Source organism: Pelagibacterium lentulum (assembly GCF_003992625.1).
Lineage (GTDB): Bacteria > Pseudomonadota > Alphaproteobacteria > Rhizobiales > Devosiaceae > Pelagibacterium > Pelagibacterium lentulum.
The window spans coordinates 1-13,878 of the sequence record NZ_RZMW01000021.1 but is presented as its reverse complement, the minus strand read 5'-3'; the positions used below and the strand labels follow the sequence as shown (position 1 = coordinate 13,878).

Below are 13,878 nucleotides of genomic sequence, written 5' to 3'. Positions count from 1 at the left end.
GGCCGCCATGCCGCAAACAGAGAACGGACCCCGGCACAATTGCCTGGGCCCGGTCACATTAGACGCGACGCCGCTTGCGCGGGCGGCACCCATTGTGAGGAATGGATGTAACGTCCCGGATGCTGGTGACAGTAAAGCCTGCAGCCTGGAGTGCGCGGAGCGCAGATTCACGCCCTGAACCCGGACCACGCACTTCGACTTCGAGAGTCTTCATGCCATGTTCCTGAGCCTTCTTGGCCGCATCCTCAGCCGCCATCTGGGCAGCATAGGGCGTGGACTTGCGCGAACCCTTGAAACCCATCGTGCCGGCGGAGGACCACGAAATCGTGTTGCCCTGAACGTCGGTAATGGTAACCATGGTGTTGTTGAAAGAAGCGTTTACGTGTGCAACGCCGGCACTGATATTCTTGCGCTCGCGACGACGAACGCGGGTTGTTTCGCTTTTTGCCATTCTATTCCTCTAGCCGATCTCATCGCTGCCCTAACCGAAACAAAGCGGTACGGGCAGCTCCACCGAACCCCGGACAACCGGGAGCTTACTTCTTTTTGCCAGCAATTGCCTTTGCGGGACCCTTGCGAGTCCGGGCATTGGTATGCGTACGCTGACCACGCACAGGCAGACCGCGACGGTGACGCAGGCCGCGATAGTTGCCAAGGTCCATCAAACGCTTGATGTTCATTGCAACATTACGACGCAAATCACCCTCGACCGTGTAATCACGATCAATAGCTTCACGGATCTGGATAACTTCCGCGTCGGTAAGCTCATTCACACGACGCTCGGCCGGAATGGACACCTTTTCGCAGATTTCAGCGGCCATTTTCGGCCCGATCCCGTGAATATACTGCAACGCAATTACAACGCGCTTATTCGTCGGGATGTTGACGCCAGCAATACGAGCCACGCCGGATCTCCTAATTTACCTATGAGGGCCTATCAGCCCCGCTTCGTTCAACAACAAGGGACCGGCATCCGACCCCCTTCTCTAAATGGAAGGAACCGAATCCAGCCCTCGAAATTTCTGAGACTGGCGCGGTTCTAAGGATTCCCAAAGCAGAAGTCAACAGCCCCGGCAATCCCAAATGCAAACTATTCTATAGCCTGCCGGATTGCTGCAGTAACATCTTCGATCGGCTGCATGCCATCGACAGACTTGAGCAATCCTTCATTTTCGTAAAAGGCCACCAGCGGCGCAGTCTGTTCACGATAAACGTCAAGGCGCTTGCGCAGCACCTCTTCATTGTCGTCGGCGCGCGCACCGCCTGTTTCCTTTGCCCGATTGATGATCCGGCCGACAAGAATTTCCGGATCGGCCTTGATTTCGATGGCCGCATCGAGCTTCAGGCCCTTGGAATCGAGCATGTCACCAAGCGTTTCCGCCTGAGCAATCGTGCGAGGAAACCCATCCAGAATGAAACCGTTTACGCAATCGGGTTCGTCCATGCGGTCCGAAATGATCCCGCTGACAATCTCATCGGAAACGAGATCACCACGGTCCACAATGGCTTTGGCAGCAAGGCCGAGTTCCGTCTTGGCCGCGATTGCCGCACGGAGCATGTCCCCGGTCGAGAGTTGCGGGATATTGTAGGTCTCGACCAGAATCTGAGCCTGCGTCCCCTTCCCTGCGCCCGGAGGCCCCAATAATACCAGTCTCATCTGCGACGTCCCCCTAACCGTGACTTCTTGACCATGCCCTCATACTGCTGGGCAATCAAATGGCTCTGTATCTGGCTGACTGTATCCAGCGTCACCGTCACGATAATGAGCAGCGACGTTCCCCCAAGGAATGCCGAGATGTTGAGCTGACTTAAAAACACTTCCGGGATCAGCGCCACAATCGTGAGATAGATCGCGCCAACAACCGTAATGCGCGTCAACACATAATCGATATGCTGAGCGGTGCGCTCGCCGGGACGAATGCCCGGAATAAATCCACCCGAACGCTTCAGGTTGTCAGCGGTCTCAGTCGGGTTGAAAACGATCGACGTATAAAAGAACGCAAAGAAAATTATCATGAAGGCAAAGAACGCCAGATAAAGCGGTTGCCCACGGCCGAGCACAGCCGAGATGATCTGCAGCCATTGCGGTGCATCCCCCTGGGCGGAGAATGTTGCAATCGTCGCGGGTAGCAGCAACAGCGAGGATGCAAAGATCACGGGAATAACACCAGCGGTGTTGAGCTTGAGCGGCAGGTGCGACGTATCGCCCTGATACATCTTGTTGCCCACCTGGCGCTTCGGATACTGGATCAGAAGTCGACGCTGAGCGCGCTCGAAGAACACGATGACACCGATGATCGCAATCGCCGCGATCAGGATCGCAACAACGGCGACCGTGGGCAGCGAACCGGTACGGCTCAATTCAAGTGTCTGGGCAATCGTGCCCGGCAGCGAGGCCACGATGCCGGCGAAAATGATGAGCGAAATCCCGTTACCGACGCCGCGCGCAGTGATCTGTTCACCCAGCCACATCAGGAACATGGTGCCGCCCACCAGCGTAATGATGGTGGAGATGCGGAAGAACCAGCCTGGATCGGCCACAACGCCCTCGCTGGCCTCAAGTCCTATGGCAATGCCATAGGCCTGTACCGCGCAGAAAACAACGGTCAGATAACGGGTATATTGGTTGAGCTTGCGACGCCCGCTTTCGCCTTCTTTTTTCAGGGCTTCAAGCTTGGGAGAAGCCGAAGACATAACCTGAATCACGATCGACGCCGTGATGTAGGGAATCAGATTCAGCGCAAAGATGGCCAGACGCTCGACGGCACCACCGGCAAACATATTGAACAGGCCGAAAATGCCGCCCTGAGCCTGCTGGAAGGTCGAGGCAAAGGCATCGGGGTCAATACCGGGAATCGGAATATAGGTGCCAATACGATAAACAAGCAGCGCACCCAATGTGAAAAGAATACGCTTTTGAAGTTCTTTCGCCTTTGAAAAGGTCGAAAAGCTCAAATTGCGGGCCAGTTGCTCGGCTGCAGACGCCATGACGGCTCCCTCTAGTTCCGATTAGAGCGCACAAACGGGCCATAGCGGCCCGGATGAAAAGACGAAGCTCTGATATAGTGCGTTTTCAGGAAAAGTGGAGACCACTTTTGCAATCCGTAAACGCGCCCCCTAAATGACTCAGAGCGCGCCTTCGTGCAATCCCCGAAACTCGGGAAAATGCGAAGGCGCGCCCCTCGAAATCTTGCTTACTCGCTGGCAGCAGCGCCAGCGACTTCCACTTTGCCACCGGCAGCTTCAACAGCCGCAACGGCACCGGCTGATGCGTGCGAAACCTTGAAGGTTACCTTCTTGGCCTTGAATTCGCCGCCATTAATCAGGCGAACACCGTCCTTGACGCGGCGGATAACGCCGGCCTTGACCAGTGCTTCGGCATCGACGACGCCTTTGACATCGAGCTTGCCGCTATCGATATAGGCCTGAATGCGATCAAGACGAACAGCATTGAACTTCTTGGCAAAGGCATTGTTGAAGCCACGCTTCGGCATACGCATATGAAGCGGCATCTGCCCGCCTTCAAATCCGTTGATCGAAACGCCCGAACGGGACTTCTGACCCTTGACGCCACGGCCACCGGTCTTGCCCAGGCCCGAACCGATACCACGACCAACACGAACCTTTGTCTTGTTGGCACCCGGCTTGTCAGCGATCTGATTGAGACGCATTAATCTATCCCTTCCTATTTCTCGTCCACAACGCGGACGAGGTGGGATACCTTGGAAATCATGCCGCGGATCGCAGGCGTATCTTCCAGTTCCCGGCGGCGATGCAGCTTGTTAAGCCCAAGGCCAACAAGCGTTGCGCGCTGGTCTTCCTTACGGCGGATCGGAGAACCGATCTGCTCGACGATGACCGTTTTCTTAGCCATTTATCTTCTCCTCGAGCGAGCCGCTTACGCTTCTACTGCAGCTTCGCCGCGACGAGCCTGCAGTTCGGAAACCTTCAGACCACGACGGGCAGCCACTGAGCGCGGGCTGTCAACATTCTTGAGCGCATCGAACGTGGCGCGAACCATGTTGTAGGGATTTGCCGAACCCTGCGACTTGGCAACGATATCATTGATGCCAAGCGTTTCAAAAACCGCACGCATCGGACCGCCGGCAATGATACCGGTACCCGCGGGTGCTGCTCGCAGGATCACCTTGCCAGCGCCGTGCCGGCCCTGAACATCGTGATGCAGCGTACGCGCTTCGCGCAGTGGCACACGGATCATCTGGCGCTTGGCCTGCTCGGTCGCCTTGCGGATAGCTTCCGGCACTTCGCGTGCCTTGCCGTGACCAAAACCAACGCGGCCCTTCTGATCGCCAACGACGACAAGCGCGGCAAAACCGAACCGCCGACCGCCCTTCACCACCTTGGCGACGCGATTAATATGCACCAGGCGATCTACAAACTCGCTGTCGCGCTCTTGAAAGTCTCTCATCGTTCAACCAGCTCTTCGTAATTTCGAGTAAGTTGGGCTTCTTAGAAGCTCAACCCGCCCTCACGGGCGGCGTCGGCCAGGGCCTTGACCCGGCCATGAAAAAGATATGCACCGCGATCAAAGATAACCTCGCCAACACCGGCCTTGGTTGCGCGTGCAGCAAGCGCCTTGCCGACTTCGGCAGCGGCAGCCTGGTTAGCACCGTTTTTGATCTTCAGATCCTTTTCGAGCGAAGATGCCGCAGCAAGCGTCACGCCATTCGCATCATCAATGATCTGGGCGTAGATGTTCTTCTCCGAACGGAAAACCGACAAGCGAGGACGGCCGTTGGCACGAGCCTTGAGAGCCCGACGAACGCGCGCCTTGCGGCGGTCAATACCAGATAGCTTAGCCATATCGACCAATCCTTACTTCTTCTTGCCTTCTTTGCGGTAGATATGCTCATCCGCATAGCGCACACCCTTGCCCTTGTAGGGCTCCGGCGGCCGGAACTCACGAATGTTCGCTGCAACCTGACCAACCTGCTGCTTGTCGATGCCCGTCACAACGATTTCCGTCTGAGTCGGGGCCGCAAGCGAAATGCCGTCCGGTGCCTTGTAGATAACTTCGTGGCTGAACCCAAGCGAAAGCTTGAGATCCGAACCCTGCATCTGTGCGCGATAACCAACGCCGGTAATGGCGAGCTTGCGCTCAAAGCCAGTCGAAACGCCGGTCACAATATTCTGCACGAGCGTGCGGGACATACCCCAAGCTGCGCGTGCCTCACGGCTTTCGTCAACCGGAGTGATTACAACGCCTTCATCAGTCATTTCGGCCTTGACCAGATCAACGAGCACAATGGAGAGCTCGCCTTTGGAACCTTTGGCGGTTACCTTCTGGCCGTCCACGGTGACCGTCACGCCGCTGACCGGAGCAACCGGCTTTTTGCCAATACGCGACATTTTCTTCGCCTTTTCGTCTAAAGTTGGTGGGGTCTCCTCGTCGCGCCTTAGAAGACGCGGCAGAGGACCTCACCGCCAACATTTTCAGCTCGTGCCTGGTGATCGGCCATCACACCCTTGGGGGTGGACAGGATCGCAACACCAAGGCCGTTGCCAACAACCGGAATGTTCTTGACGGATGCGTAAACGCGGCGGCCAGGCTTGGAAACCCGCTGCAGTTCACGAATAACCGGCTGATTTTCCGAATACTTCAATTCGATGTCGTATTCGGTCAGACCGTTGTCCGTCGTAATGGAATTGTAACCGCGAATGAAGCCTTCCGACTTCAGCACGTCGAGAACGTGGGCACGCAGCGAGGAAGCCGGCGTACGCACAACATCGCGACGGCGCATCTGCGCGTTACGGATGCGAGTGAGCATATCGCCAAGCGGATCTGTAAGAGTCATCTTTGTGTTTCCTTACCAGCTTGACTTTACCAGGCCCGGGATCTTGCCCATCGAACCAAGTTCACGCAGAGCGATACGGCTCAGCTTGAGCTTGCGATAGAAACCCCGCGGACGGCCCGATACTTCACAACGGTTGCGGACGCGAACAGGCGACGCATTGCGCGGCAGTTCGGCCAGCTTGAGCTGTGCAGCAAAGCGTTCTTCGAAAGACAGCGACTCGTCCTTGGCCTTTGCCTTGAGCGCTGCGCGCTTTCCGGCGTACTGCTTGGCCAACTTGGCGCGACGCTTGTTCTTCTCGATGGCGCTAACTTTTGCCATTTAAGTCTCTCTTTCGTCTCTCTTCCCGTTATCCGCGCTTACTGGCGGAACGGGAAATTGAAAGCCTTGAGAAGCGCACGCGCTTCGTCGTCGGTCTTGGCAGTGGTCGTGATGATCACGTCCATGCCCCAGATCTGGTCGACCTGGTCGTAATTGATTTCGGGGAACACGATATGCTCCTTGATGCCCATGGCATAGTTGCCACGACCGTCAAAGCTCTTCGGGTTCAGCCCACGGAAGTCACGAACGCGCGGCAGAGCCACATTGACCAGACGGTCGATGAACTCGTACATGCGGGCGCGGCGCAGGGTCACCTTGACACCCAGAGGCATGCCTTCACGGACTTTGAAGCCCGCGATCGACTTGCGTGCGTAGGTAATGACCGGCTTCTGGCCAGCGATCTTTTCCAGATCGGCAAGTGCGGCCTTAACCTTCTTGGAGTCTGCAACAGCTTCCCCGACACCCATGTTCAGCACAACCTTGTCCAGCTTGGGCACGGACATGGGGTTGGCGTACTTAAACTCTTCGGTCAGGCCGGCGCGCACAACATCGTCATAATGTGTGCGCAGGCGCGGAATGTATGTCTCAGCCATCGATCACTTCTCCCGAACGCTTGGCCACACGGCGCTTGACGCCGTCTTTGATTTCAAAGCCCACGCGGGTCGGCTTGTTTTCCTTGGCATCAAGCAGCGCAATGTTGCTCAGATGAATCGGAGCTTCCTTGGTGAAGATGCCGGCATCCTGGCTCTGGGTCTGTTTCTGGTGACGGCGCACCAGATTGATACCCTGAACGAGCGCCTTGGTGTCGGACGGCATGACCTGCAAGACTTGACCGGTTTTACCCTTGTCCTTGCCCGTCAGCACGACGACCTTGTCACCCTTTTTAATCTTGGCAGCCATTACAGCACCTCCGGAGCGAGCGAAATGATCTTCATGTGATTTTTCGCACGCAACTCACGCGGAACCGGGCCGAAGATACGTGTGCCGATCGGTTCCTTGTTGTTGTTGATGATCACTGCCGCATTGCGGTCGAAGCGGATCACGGTGCCATCGGGGCGACGGATATCGGATGCAGTGCGAACCACTACAGCCTTTAGAACCTGGCCCTTCTTGACGCGGCCGCGCGGAATAGCGTCCTTGACCGACACAACAATAATGTCGCCCACCGACGCGTACTTGCGATGCGAACCGCCCAGCACCTTGATGCACATAACACGACGGGCGCCCGAATTATCGGCCACGTCGAGATTTGTTTGCATCTGAATCATGACTGGTTGCCTTCTTCTATCTTGGTTCCGCTCCGACCAGCCGGCTCGGCACCTGACGTCTTGATTGTGCGTCCGTTAGGCCGAAGTAACGACCGTCCAGCGCTTGTTCTTTGAAATCGGAGCGCATTCCTGAATCTGCACGACATCACCGACCTTTGCCGCATTGGCTTCGTCGTGAGCGTGGTACTTCTTGGAACGGCGAACCGTCTTCTTCATGATCGGATGGGTAAAGCGACGTTCGACGCTTACCACAACCGTCTTCTCATTCGTATCGGAGACCACAGTCCCCTGCAAAATACGCTTGGGCATAGGTGTCTCCTTACTTCGCTTCCGCGCTCTTCTCGCGCAGAATGGTCTGCACCCGCGCAATGTTCCGGCGGACCTTGCGGACCTGCGCGGTGTTTTCCAGCTGCTGAGTGGCACGCTGGAAACGCAGATTGAACTGCTCTTTCTTCAGGCTGACCAACTCGTCGTTGAGTTCATCAACCGTCTTGGCCCTAACGTCGCTCGGCTTCATCGCTCAAACGTCCTTTAGTCTGCAATGCGGCTGACGAACCGCGTCTTGATCGGCAACTTCATTGCCGCCAGACGCAGCGCTTCACGCGCAACTTCTTCACTTACGCCGTCGATCTCAAACATGATCCGGCCGGGCTTTACGCGGGCTGCCCAATATTCGGGTGCGCCCTTACCTTTACCCATACGAACTTCTGTCGGCTTGGACGACACTGGCAAATCTGGGAAAACCCGGATCCAAACACGACCTGCGCGCTTCATATAACGAGTCATCGCGCGACGTGCAGCCTCGATCTGGCGGGCGGTTATACGCTCAGGTTCCTGAGCCTTCAAGCCATATTCGCCAAAATTGAGATCCGTGCCGCCCTTGGCAACGCCGTGGATCCGGCCCTTATGGGCCTTACGGAACTTGGTACGTTTCGGTTGCAGCATTTTTCAAGTCTTCCTATCAGCTAGCAGCCGGACCGCGACGGCCCTGCCCGCCCGAGTCACCGCCTTCGGTGGCACGGCGTTCGTGAGCCATCGGATCGTGCTCCATGATCTCGCCCTTGAAGATCCAGACCTTGATCCCAATGATCCCGTAGGTCGTGGCGGCTTCGGCGACACCATAATCCACATCCGCACGCAGAGTGTGCAGCGGAACACGGCCTTCGCGGTACCATTCGGTACGCGCAATATCAGCACCGCCCAGGCGGCCACCGACATTGACCCGGATACCCTGCGCACCCATCCGCATTGCTGTCTGCACAGCACGCTTCATGGCGCGACGGAATGCAACACGACGTTCAAGCTGCTGGGCAATGCCCTGGGCAACAAGCGTTGCATCGGTTTCCGGCTTGCGCACTTCAACGATGTTGATGTGCACTTCGCTGTCGGTGAACTTCTTCACCTTGTTGCGGATCTTCTCGATATCCGCGCCCTTCTTGCCGATAACGATACCCGGACGAGCCGAGTGGATCGAAATGCGGCACTTGCGGTGCGGACGTTCAATGACAATCTTGGAAACGGCAGCCTGCTTGAGCTCCTTTTCCAACATCTCGCGGATCTTGAGGTCTTCCTGCAGGAGCGAACCATATTCGCTCTTGTTGGCGTACCAACGGGAATCCCAGGTCCGGTTGATGCCGAGCCGAAGCCCGATCGGATTAACTTTCTGGCCCATCAGACTGTTTCCTCAACTTCACGGACGACAATGGTCAGGTGCGAGAACGGCTTCTCGATGCGTGCACCACGACCACGCGCACGGGCATGGAACCGCTTCATCACCAGCGCCTTGCCGACATAGGCCTCGGAAACAACCAGAGCGTCAGTGTCGAGACCGTGATTGTTCTCGGCATTGGCGATAGCGCTTTCGAGGGTCTTCTTGACAGATTCGGAGATCCGCTTGCGCGAAAACTGCAGTTCTGCCAAAGCCTTGTCGACCTTCTTGCCACGGATCTGGGCCGCAACAAGATTAAGCTTCTGAGGGCTGGTGCGAACCATGCGAAGGACGGCTTTCGCCTCATTGTCCTTGAGCACGCGTTCTTGCTTTTGCTTGCCCATAACTTACTTCCTCTTCGCCTTCTTGTCGGCCGCGTGACCGTAATAGGTGCGCGTGGGCGAAAATTCACCGAACTTATGACCGATCATGTCTTCGCTGACATTGACCGGAACATGCTTCTGCCCGTTATAGACGCCAAAGGTCAGGCCCACGAACTGGGGCAGGATCGTGGAGCGACGGCTCCAGATCTTGATGACCTCGTTACGGCCCGATTCACGGACCTTATCGGCTTTCTTCAACAGGTACCCGTCGACAAACGGGCCTTTCCAGACGGAACGTGTCATGGCTCTTACCTGCCCTTCTTAAGGTGGCGCGAGCGGACGATAAACTTGTCCGTCGCCTTGTTGGACCGGGTGCGCTTGCCCTTGGTCGGCTTGCCCCAGGGCGTAACAGGGTTACGACCACCGGAGGTACGGCCTTCACCACCACCATGGGGGTGATCGACAGGGTTCATCGCAACACCGCGAACGTTCGGGCGCTTGCCCAGCCAACGGCTGCGACCGGCCTTGCCCAGGCTCGTGTTGGAGTGATCCGGGTTGGAAACCGCACCGACCGTCGCAAGGCATGTGCCATGCACCAGGCGCTGTTCACCTGAGTTCAAACGCAGGATCGCCCAACCGGAGTCACGGCCGACATACTGAGCGTAGGCACCGGCAGAACGGGCCATCTGGCCGCCCTTTTTGGGCTTGAGCTCGATATTGTGAACGATAGTGCCAACGGGCATCCGCTCAAGCGGCATCGTGTTGCCGGGCTTGACGTCGACTGCGTTCATCGAGGACACAACCTTGTCACCGGCAGCGAGGCGCTGCGGAGCCAGGATATATGCCTGCTCGCCGTCTTCGTAGTTCACCAGAGCGATGAATGCGGTCCGGTTCGGATCGTATTCGAGGCGCTCGATGGTGCCCACAACGTCAAACTTGGTCCGCTTGAAATCGACAAGACGATAGCGGCGCTTGTGCCCACCACCACGGTTATACGCAGTGATGCGGCCATTGTTGTTGCGGCCACCTGACTTGGTCAGGCCCTCGGTGAGCTTCTTGACCGGCGAACCGCTCCAGAGCTCGGACCGGTCGATGCCGACAAGTTGACGGCGGCCCGGCGAGGTTGGATTATATTGCTTAAGAGCCATTGTTCTTCTTCCCTAGCCTTCTCACAGACCGGTCGAAATATCGATGGTCTGACCGTCAACGAGGGTCACGACTGCCTTCTTCACGTCCTTGCGCTTACCGGCGAAACCACGGAATTTCTTGGTCTTGCCCTTGCGCACGATCGTGTTGACCGCCTTGACCTTGACCGAAAACAGGGCTTCTACAGCAGCCTTGATTTCGGGCTTGGATGCGTCGATTGCCACGTCGAATACGACCTGGCCATGTTCAGACGCCATCGTCGACTTTTCCGTTACAACCGGATTGCGAATGATGTCGTATGCTTTCAGCGCGCTCATTGGAACCGGCCCTCCAGCGCAGCGAGAGCGTCCTTGGTCAGGACCAGCTTTTCGCGACGCAGAATGTCGTAAACGTTGATGCCCTGAGCCGGAAGTACGTCGATCTGGGGAATATTGCGCGCAGCGAGCGCGAAATTATTGTCCAGTTCGGCACCGCCGATGATCAGTGCGTTTGCAAAGCCGAGCTTGCCGAATGCGGCGCGCAACTCTGCGGTTTTGGGAGCCGCGGCTTCTGCCTTGTCGAGAATGACAATTTCGCCAGCCTTGGCCTTTGCCGACAGCGCATGCTTGAGGGCAAGCGCGCGGACCTTCTTGGGCAGCTCGATCGCATGGCTACGCGGGGTCGGGCCGAATGCGCGACCACCACCACGGAAGATGTTGGACCGACGCGAGCCGTGACGTGCACCGCCGCCGCCCTTCTGGCGACCGAACTTCTTGCCGGTCAGCGAGATGTCGGCGCGGTTCTTCACCGCATGCGTACCAGCCATCTTCTTGAGCTGCTGGTAACGAACCATGCGCTGAATGAGATCGGCGCGCGGCTCGAGACCGAAAACGGCGTCATCAAGCGTAACCTTGCCTGCCGACTTGCCGTCGAGTGTAGTGACCTGGAGTTCCATTATGCGCTCTCCCCATTAGCTGCTTCGGCAGCCTTGAACGAACCGGGGCGTGCGACACCTTCAGGCGCGGGCTTCTTGACGGCATCGCGGATCTGAATCCAGCCGCCCTTGGCACCGGGAACTGCGCCCTGAACCATGATCAGGCCACGCTCTACGTCAGTCTTGACGACCTTGACATTCTGGGTGGTGACGCGTGCGTCGCCCATGTGTCCGGCCATCTTCTTACCCTTGAACACCTTGCCAGGGTCCTGGTTCTGACCGGTCGAGCCGTGCGAACGGTGCGAAATCGACACACCGTGAGATGCACGAAGACCGCCAAAATTGTGGCGCTTCATCGCACCGGCAAAGCCTTTACCGATAGACGTGCCCGTCACATCGACGAGCTGGCCTTCGACAAAGTGGTCAGCAAGCAATTGCGCGCCAACTTCGATCAGGTTGTCTTCGCTCACACGGAACTCGACGACCTTACGCTTGGGCTCAACCTTGGCGGCGGCATACTGCCCGCGCTCGGCCTTGCTTACATTCTTGACCTTTACCGAGCCAGCACCAAGCTGCAGCGCGACATAGCCGTCTTTTTCCTGCGTCCGCTGGCCTACCACCTGGCAGCCCTGAAGCGCCAAAACGGTGACAGGTACGTGAGCGCCGTCATCTGTGAAGATGCGGGTCATTCCCAGCTTCTGTGCGATCAATCCAGAACGCATCGGTTGTTACCTTCTCTTTGAAAGCGTTTTCCGGGTCATTGGCTTGTCCAAGAGGACCCTATGATGAAAAACGCGCAAAACTCGTCTCAATTAGAGCTTGATTTCGACGTCTACGCCGGCGGCAAGATCAAGCTTCATGAGTGCATCCACCGTCTGAGGGGTCGGATCCACGATGTCCAGAAGACGCTTGTGAGTCCGGATTTCGAACTGCTCGCGGCTCTTCTTGTCAACGTGGGGCGACCGGTTGACAGTGTATTTGTCAATTCGCGTGGGCAGCGGAATGGGACCGCGGACCTGGGCACCCGTACGACGCGCCGTATTTACGATTTCGCGTGTCGAGTTATCCAGTACCCGATGGTCGAACGCCTTGAGCCGAATGCGAATGTTCTGACCGTTCATTTTGTTCTATCCCGGTAAAAGGAGTGCGGTGCGCTCGATTATAGCGGCGCACCGCATTCACTATGGCTTGAACTTACTCGACGATTTTGGAAACAACGCCGGCGCCGACGGTGCGGCCGCCTTCACGGATGGCAAAGCGCAGCTTTTCTTCCATCGCGATCGGAACGATCAGTTCCACGTTCATTTCAACATTGTCGCCAGGCATGACCATTTCAACACCGTCATTGAGCGTCACAACACCGGTCACGTCAGTCGTACGGAAGTAGAACTGAGGACGGTAATTGGTGAAGAACGGAGTATGACGGCCGCCTTCTTCCTTGGTCAGGATATAGGCTTCTGCAACAAACTTGGTGTGCGGAGTGACCGAACCGGGCTTGCACAGAACCTGACCGCGCTCAACCTGGCTCCGATCGATACCGCGAACCAGCGCACCGATATTGTCGCCTGCTTCACCCGAATCGAGCAGCTTGCGGAACATTTCAACGCCGGTAACAGTGGTCTTCTGGGTCGGCTTGATGCCAACGATTTCCACTTCCTCGCCAACCTTGACGATACCGCGCTCAACACGACCGGTCACAACAGTACCACGGCCAGAGATCGAGAACACGTCTTCAACAGGCATCAGGAACGGCTGATCCTTCGGACGCTCAGGCTGCGGAATGTAGTCATCCACAGTCTTCATAAGCTCCAAAATCGCATCGTGGCCGATTTCAGGACGCTTGTCTTCCAAAGCCATAAGAGCCGAACCCTTGGTGATCGGAATGTCGTCACCGGGGAATTCGTAGCTCGAGAGCAACTCACGAACTTCAAGCTCAACAAGCTCCAGAAGCTCTTCGTCGTCAACCTGGTCAACCTTGTTCAAAAACACCACAAGCGCAGGAACACCAACCTGACGGGCAAGCAGAATGTGCTCGCGGGTCTGGGGCATCGGGCCATCGGCTGCCGAAACAACAAGGATCGCGCCGTCCATCTGCGCAGCACCCGTGATCATGTTCTTCACATAGTCAGCGTGGCCTGGGCAATCGACGTGTGCGTAGTGACGCGCTTCGGTCTCATACTCAACGTGAGCCGTCGAAATCGTGATCCCGCGGGCCTTTTCCTCAGGCGCCTTGTCAATCTGGTCGTAAGCAGAATAGGTCGCCCCGCCAGTCTCAGCCAGAACCTTCGTGATCGCAGCCGTCAAAGAGGTCTTGCCATGGTCAACGTGACCAATCGTACCAATGTTGCAGTGCGGCTTATTACGTGAAAACTTTTCCTTGCCCATC

General features: G+C 56.9%; 26 protein-coding genes. All 26 read right to left on the bottom strand.

The window, feature by feature from the left end:
• Positions 1-58: 58 nt before the first annotated feature.
• The 26 genes from rpsK to tuf all read right to left on the bottom strand — a co-directional run bounded on the left by rpsK (position 59) and on the right by tuf (position 13,877).
• The gene (gene rpsK / locus EO133_RS06190; RefSeq protein ID WP_127071797.1) at positions 59-451 is read right to left on the bottom strand and encodes a 30S ribosomal protein S11; all 393 of its coding nucleotides are present in this window, start codon (positions 449-451) and stop codon (positions 59-61) included.
• Positions 452-536: 85 nt separating this feature from the next.
• Positions 537-905: a 30S ribosomal protein S13 gene (gene rpsM, locus EO133_RS06185; protein ID WP_127071796.1), complete on the bottom strand. Its 369-nt coding sequence runs from the start codon at positions 903-905 to the stop codon at positions 537-539.
• Positions 906-1,090: 185 nt separating this feature from the next.
• Complete coding sequence (locus EO133_RS06180) at positions 1,091-1,657, bottom strand: adenylate kinase (RefSeq protein ID WP_127071795.1); 567 nt, start codon at positions 1,655-1,657, stop codon at positions 1,091-1,093.
• Complete coding sequence (gene secY / locus EO133_RS06175) at positions 1,654-2,988, bottom strand: preprotein translocase subunit SecY (RefSeq protein ID WP_127071794.1); 1,335 nt, start codon at positions 2,986-2,988, stop codon at positions 1,654-1,656. Before secY ends, EO133_RS06180 begins: the two co-directional genes overlap by 4 nt.
• A gap of 206 nt (positions 2,989-3,194) precedes the next feature.
• Positions 3,195-3,671: a 50S ribosomal protein L15 gene (rplO, locus tag EO133_RS06170; RefSeq protein ID WP_127071793.1), complete on the bottom strand. Its 477-nt coding sequence runs from the start codon at positions 3,669-3,671 to the stop codon at positions 3,195-3,197.
• A gap of 14 nt (positions 3,672-3,685) precedes the next feature.
• A complete protein-coding gene (gene rpmD / locus EO133_RS06165) occupies positions 3,686-3,874 on the bottom strand; it encodes a 50S ribosomal protein L30 (RefSeq protein WP_127071792.1) in 189 nt (62 codons plus the stop codon).
• A 24-nt stretch (positions 3,875-3,898) separates the two neighbouring features.
• Positions 3,899-4,429 (bottom strand): 30S ribosomal protein S5, encoded by a 531-nt coding sequence (gene rpsE, locus EO133_RS06160; RefSeq protein ID WP_127071791.1) that lies wholly within the window; start codon positions 4,427-4,429, stop codon positions 3,899-3,901.
• 41 nt (positions 4,430-4,470) lie between these two features.
• The gene (gene rplR / locus EO133_RS06155) at positions 4,471-4,824 is read right to left on the bottom strand and encodes a 50S ribosomal protein L18 (protein ID WP_127071790.1); all 354 of its coding nucleotides are present in this window, start codon (positions 4,822-4,824) and stop codon (positions 4,471-4,473) included.
• Positions 4,825-4,836: 12 nt separating this feature from the next.
• Positions 4,837-5,370 carry a 50S ribosomal protein L6 gene (gene rplF / locus EO133_RS06150; protein WP_127071789.1) on the bottom strand — a complete coding sequence of 178 codons (534 nt, stop codon included), beginning with the start codon at positions 5,368-5,370 and terminating at the stop codon, positions 4,837-4,839.
• A gap of 47 nt (positions 5,371-5,417) precedes the next feature.
• Positions 5,418-5,816 carry a 30S ribosomal protein S8 gene (gene rpsH, locus EO133_RS06145; protein WP_127071788.1) on the bottom strand — a complete coding sequence of 133 codons (399 nt, stop codon included), beginning with the start codon at positions 5,814-5,816 and terminating at the stop codon, positions 5,418-5,420.
• A gap of 12 nt (positions 5,817-5,828) precedes the next feature.
• On the bottom strand, positions 5,829-6,134 hold the full coding sequence (rpsN, locus tag EO133_RS06140; RefSeq protein ID WP_127071787.1) for a 30S ribosomal protein S14: 306 nt from the start codon (positions 6,132-6,134) through the stop codon (positions 5,829-5,831).
• 38 nt (positions 6,135-6,172) lie between these two features.
• Positions 6,173-6,727, bottom strand: coding sequence for a 50S ribosomal protein L5 (gene rplE, locus EO133_RS06135; protein WP_127071786.1), 555 nt, complete (start codon positions 6,725-6,727; stop codon positions 6,173-6,175).
• Positions 6,720-7,034, bottom strand: coding sequence for a 50S ribosomal protein L24 (rplX, locus tag EO133_RS06130; RefSeq protein WP_127071785.1), 315 nt, complete (start codon positions 7,032-7,034; stop codon positions 6,720-6,722). The genes rplE and rplX overlap by 8 nt, the downstream gene beginning before the upstream one ends.
• Positions 7,034-7,402: a 50S ribosomal protein L14 gene (rplN, locus tag EO133_RS06125; protein ID WP_127071784.1), complete on the bottom strand. Its 369-nt coding sequence runs from the start codon at positions 7,400-7,402 to the stop codon at positions 7,034-7,036. Before rplN ends, rplX begins: the two co-directional genes overlap by 1 nt.
• A gap of 75 nt (positions 7,403-7,477) precedes the next feature.
• Positions 7,478-7,711, bottom strand: a complete 234-nt coding sequence (gene rpsQ, locus EO133_RS06120) for a 30S ribosomal protein S17 (RefSeq protein WP_127071783.1) — start codon at positions 7,709-7,711, stop codon at positions 7,478-7,480.
• A gap of 10 nt (positions 7,712-7,721) precedes the next feature.
• Entirely contained in the window at positions 7,722-7,919 is a 198-nt protein-coding gene (gene rpmC / locus EO133_RS06115; protein WP_127071782.1) for a 50S ribosomal protein L29, read from the bottom strand.
• A gap of 14 nt (positions 7,920-7,933) precedes the next feature.
• A complete protein-coding gene (gene rplP / locus EO133_RS06110) occupies positions 7,934-8,347 on the bottom strand; it encodes a 50S ribosomal protein L16 (RefSeq protein WP_127071781.1) in 414 nt (137 codons plus the stop codon).
• Between the two features lie 16 nt (positions 8,348-8,363).
• Positions 8,364-9,074: a 30S ribosomal protein S3 gene (gene rpsC, locus EO133_RS06105; protein WP_127071780.1), complete on the bottom strand. Its 711-nt coding sequence runs from the start codon at positions 9,072-9,074 to the stop codon at positions 8,364-8,366.
• The gene (gene rplV / locus EO133_RS06100) at positions 9,074-9,454 is read right to left on the bottom strand and encodes a 50S ribosomal protein L22 (protein ID WP_127071779.1); all 381 of its coding nucleotides are present in this window, start codon (positions 9,452-9,454) and stop codon (positions 9,074-9,076) included. The genes rpsC and rplV overlap by 1 nt, the downstream gene beginning before the upstream one ends.
• A gap of 3 nt (positions 9,455-9,457) precedes the next feature.
• On the bottom strand, positions 9,458-9,736 hold the full coding sequence (gene rpsS, locus EO133_RS06095; protein ID WP_127071778.1) for a 30S ribosomal protein S19: 279 nt from the start codon (positions 9,734-9,736) through the stop codon (positions 9,458-9,460).
• Between the two features lie 5 nt (positions 9,737-9,741).
• Positions 9,742-10,581: a 50S ribosomal protein L2 gene (rplB, locus tag EO133_RS06090; RefSeq protein WP_127071777.1), complete on the bottom strand. Its 840-nt coding sequence runs from the start codon at positions 10,579-10,581 to the stop codon at positions 9,742-9,744.
• Between the two features lie 21 nt (positions 10,582-10,602).
• A complete protein-coding gene (locus EO133_RS06085; protein ID WP_127071776.1) occupies positions 10,603-10,896 on the bottom strand; it encodes a 50S ribosomal protein L23 in 294 nt (97 codons plus the stop codon).
• Positions 10,893-11,513: a 50S ribosomal protein L4 gene (gene rplD, locus EO133_RS06080; protein ID WP_127071775.1), complete on the bottom strand. Its 621-nt coding sequence runs from the start codon at positions 11,511-11,513 to the stop codon at positions 10,893-10,895. The genes EO133_RS06085 and rplD overlap by 4 nt, the downstream gene beginning before the upstream one ends.
• Positions 11,513-12,214 (bottom strand): 50S ribosomal protein L3, encoded by a 702-nt coding sequence (gene rplC / locus EO133_RS06075; RefSeq protein ID WP_127071774.1) that lies wholly within the window; start codon positions 12,212-12,214, stop codon positions 11,513-11,515. The genes rplD and rplC overlap by 1 nt, the downstream gene beginning before the upstream one ends.
• A 90-nt stretch (positions 12,215-12,304) precedes the next feature.
• Positions 12,305-12,613, bottom strand: a complete 309-nt coding sequence (rpsJ, locus tag EO133_RS06070) for a 30S ribosomal protein S10 (RefSeq protein WP_127071773.1) — start codon at positions 12,611-12,613, stop codon at positions 12,305-12,307.
• A gap of 73 nt (positions 12,614-12,686) precedes the next feature.
• Positions 12,687-13,877 carry an elongation factor Tu gene (gene tuf, locus EO133_RS06065; RefSeq protein ID WP_127071691.1) on the bottom strand — a complete coding sequence of 397 codons (1,191 nt, stop codon included), beginning with the start codon at positions 13,875-13,877 and terminating at the stop codon, positions 12,687-12,689.
• Position 13,878 lies beyond the last annotated feature (1 nt).

Bases quoted from the DNA above. Each gene is read 5' to 3' on its own strand.
- rpsN (WP_127071787.1), bottom strand. From the start codon at position 6,134: ATGGCAAAAGTTAGCGCCATCGAGAAGAACAAGCGTCGCGCCAAGTTG.
- rpmC (WP_127071782.1), bottom strand. From the start codon at position 7,919: ATGAAGCCGAGCGACGTTAGGGCCAAGACGGTTGATGAACTCAACGAC.
- rplX (WP_127071785.1), bottom strand. From the start codon at position 7,034: ATGGCTGCCAAGATTAAAAAGGGTGACAAGGTCGTCGTGCTGACGGGC.
- rpsJ (WP_127071773.1), bottom strand. From the start codon at position 12,613: ATGAACGGTCAGAACATTCGCATTCGGCTCAAGGCGTTCGACCATCGG.
- tuf (WP_127071691.1), bottom strand. From the start codon at position 13,877: ATGGGCAAGGAAAAGTTTTCACGTAATAAGCCGCACTGCAACATTGGT.
- rpsC (WP_127071780.1), bottom strand. From the start codon at position 9,074: ATGGGCCAGAAAGTTAATCCGATCGGGCTTCGGCTCGGCATCAACCGG.
- rpsS (WP_127071778.1), bottom strand. From the start codon at position 9,736: ATGACACGTTCCGTCTGGAAAGGCCCGTTTGTCGACGGGTACCTGTTG.
- rplB (WP_127071777.1), bottom strand. From the start codon at position 10,581: ATGGCTCTTAAGCAATATAATCCAACCTCGCCGGGCCGCCGTCAACTT.
- rplP (WP_127071781.1), bottom strand. From the start codon at position 8,347: ATGCTGCAACCGAAACGTACCAAGTTCCGTAAGGCCCATAAGGGCCGG.
- rplE (WP_127071786.1), bottom strand. From the start codon at position 6,727: ATGGCTGAGACATACATTCCGCGCCTGCGCACACATTATGACGATGTT.
- rplV (WP_127071779.1), bottom strand. From the start codon at position 9,454: ATGGGCAAGCAAAAGCAAGAACGCGTGCTCAAGGACAATGAGGCGAAA.
- rpsH (WP_127071788.1), bottom strand. From the start codon at position 5,816: ATGACTCTTACAGATCCGCTTGGCGATATGCTCACTCGCATCCGTAAC.
- rpmD (WP_127071792.1), bottom strand. From the start codon at position 3,874: ATGGCTAAGAAAACGGTCATCGTCGAGCAGATCGGTTCTCCGATCCGC.
- rplF (WP_127071789.1), bottom strand. From the start codon at position 5,370: ATGTCGCGTATTGGCAAAAAGCCGGTTGCTCCGGTCAGCGGCGTGACG.
- rpsK (WP_127071797.1), bottom strand. From the start codon at position 451: ATGGCAAAAAGCGAAACAACCCGCGTTCGTCGTCGCGAGCGCAAGAAT.
- rplD (WP_127071775.1), bottom strand. From the start codon at position 11,513: ATGGAACTCCAGGTCACTACACTCGACGGCAAGTCGGCAGGCAAGGTT.
- rplC (WP_127071774.1), bottom strand. From the start codon at position 12,214: ATGCGTTCTGGATTGATCGCACAGAAGCTGGGAATGACCCGCATCTTC.
- rplN (WP_127071784.1), bottom strand. From the start codon at position 7,402: ATGATTCAGATGCAAACAAATCTCGACGTGGCCGATAATTCGGGCGCC.
- rpsE (WP_127071791.1), bottom strand. From the start codon at position 4,429: ATGAGAGACTTTCAAGAGCGCGACAGCGAGTTTGTAGATCGCCTGGTG.
- EO133_RS06180 (WP_127071795.1), bottom strand. From the start codon at position 1,657: ATGAGACTGGTATTATTGGGGCCTCCGGGCGCAGGGAAGGGGACGCAG.
- EO133_RS06085 (WP_127071776.1), bottom strand. From the start codon at position 10,896: ATGAGCGCGCTGAAAGCATACGACATCATTCGCAATCCGGTTGTAACG.
- secY (WP_127071794.1), bottom strand. From the start codon at position 2,988: ATGGCGTCTGCAGCCGAGCAACTGGCCCGCAATTTGAGCTTTTCGACC.
- rplO (WP_127071793.1), bottom strand. From the start codon at position 3,671: ATGCGTCTCAATCAGATCGCTGACAAGCCGGGTGCCAACAAGACAAAG.
- rplR (WP_127071790.1), bottom strand. From the start codon at position 4,824: ATGGCTAAGCTATCTGGTATTGACCGCCGCAAGGCGCGCGTTCGTCGG.
- rpsQ (WP_127071783.1), bottom strand. From the start codon at position 7,711: ATGCCCAAGCGTATTTTGCAGGGGACTGTGGTCTCCGATACGAATGAG.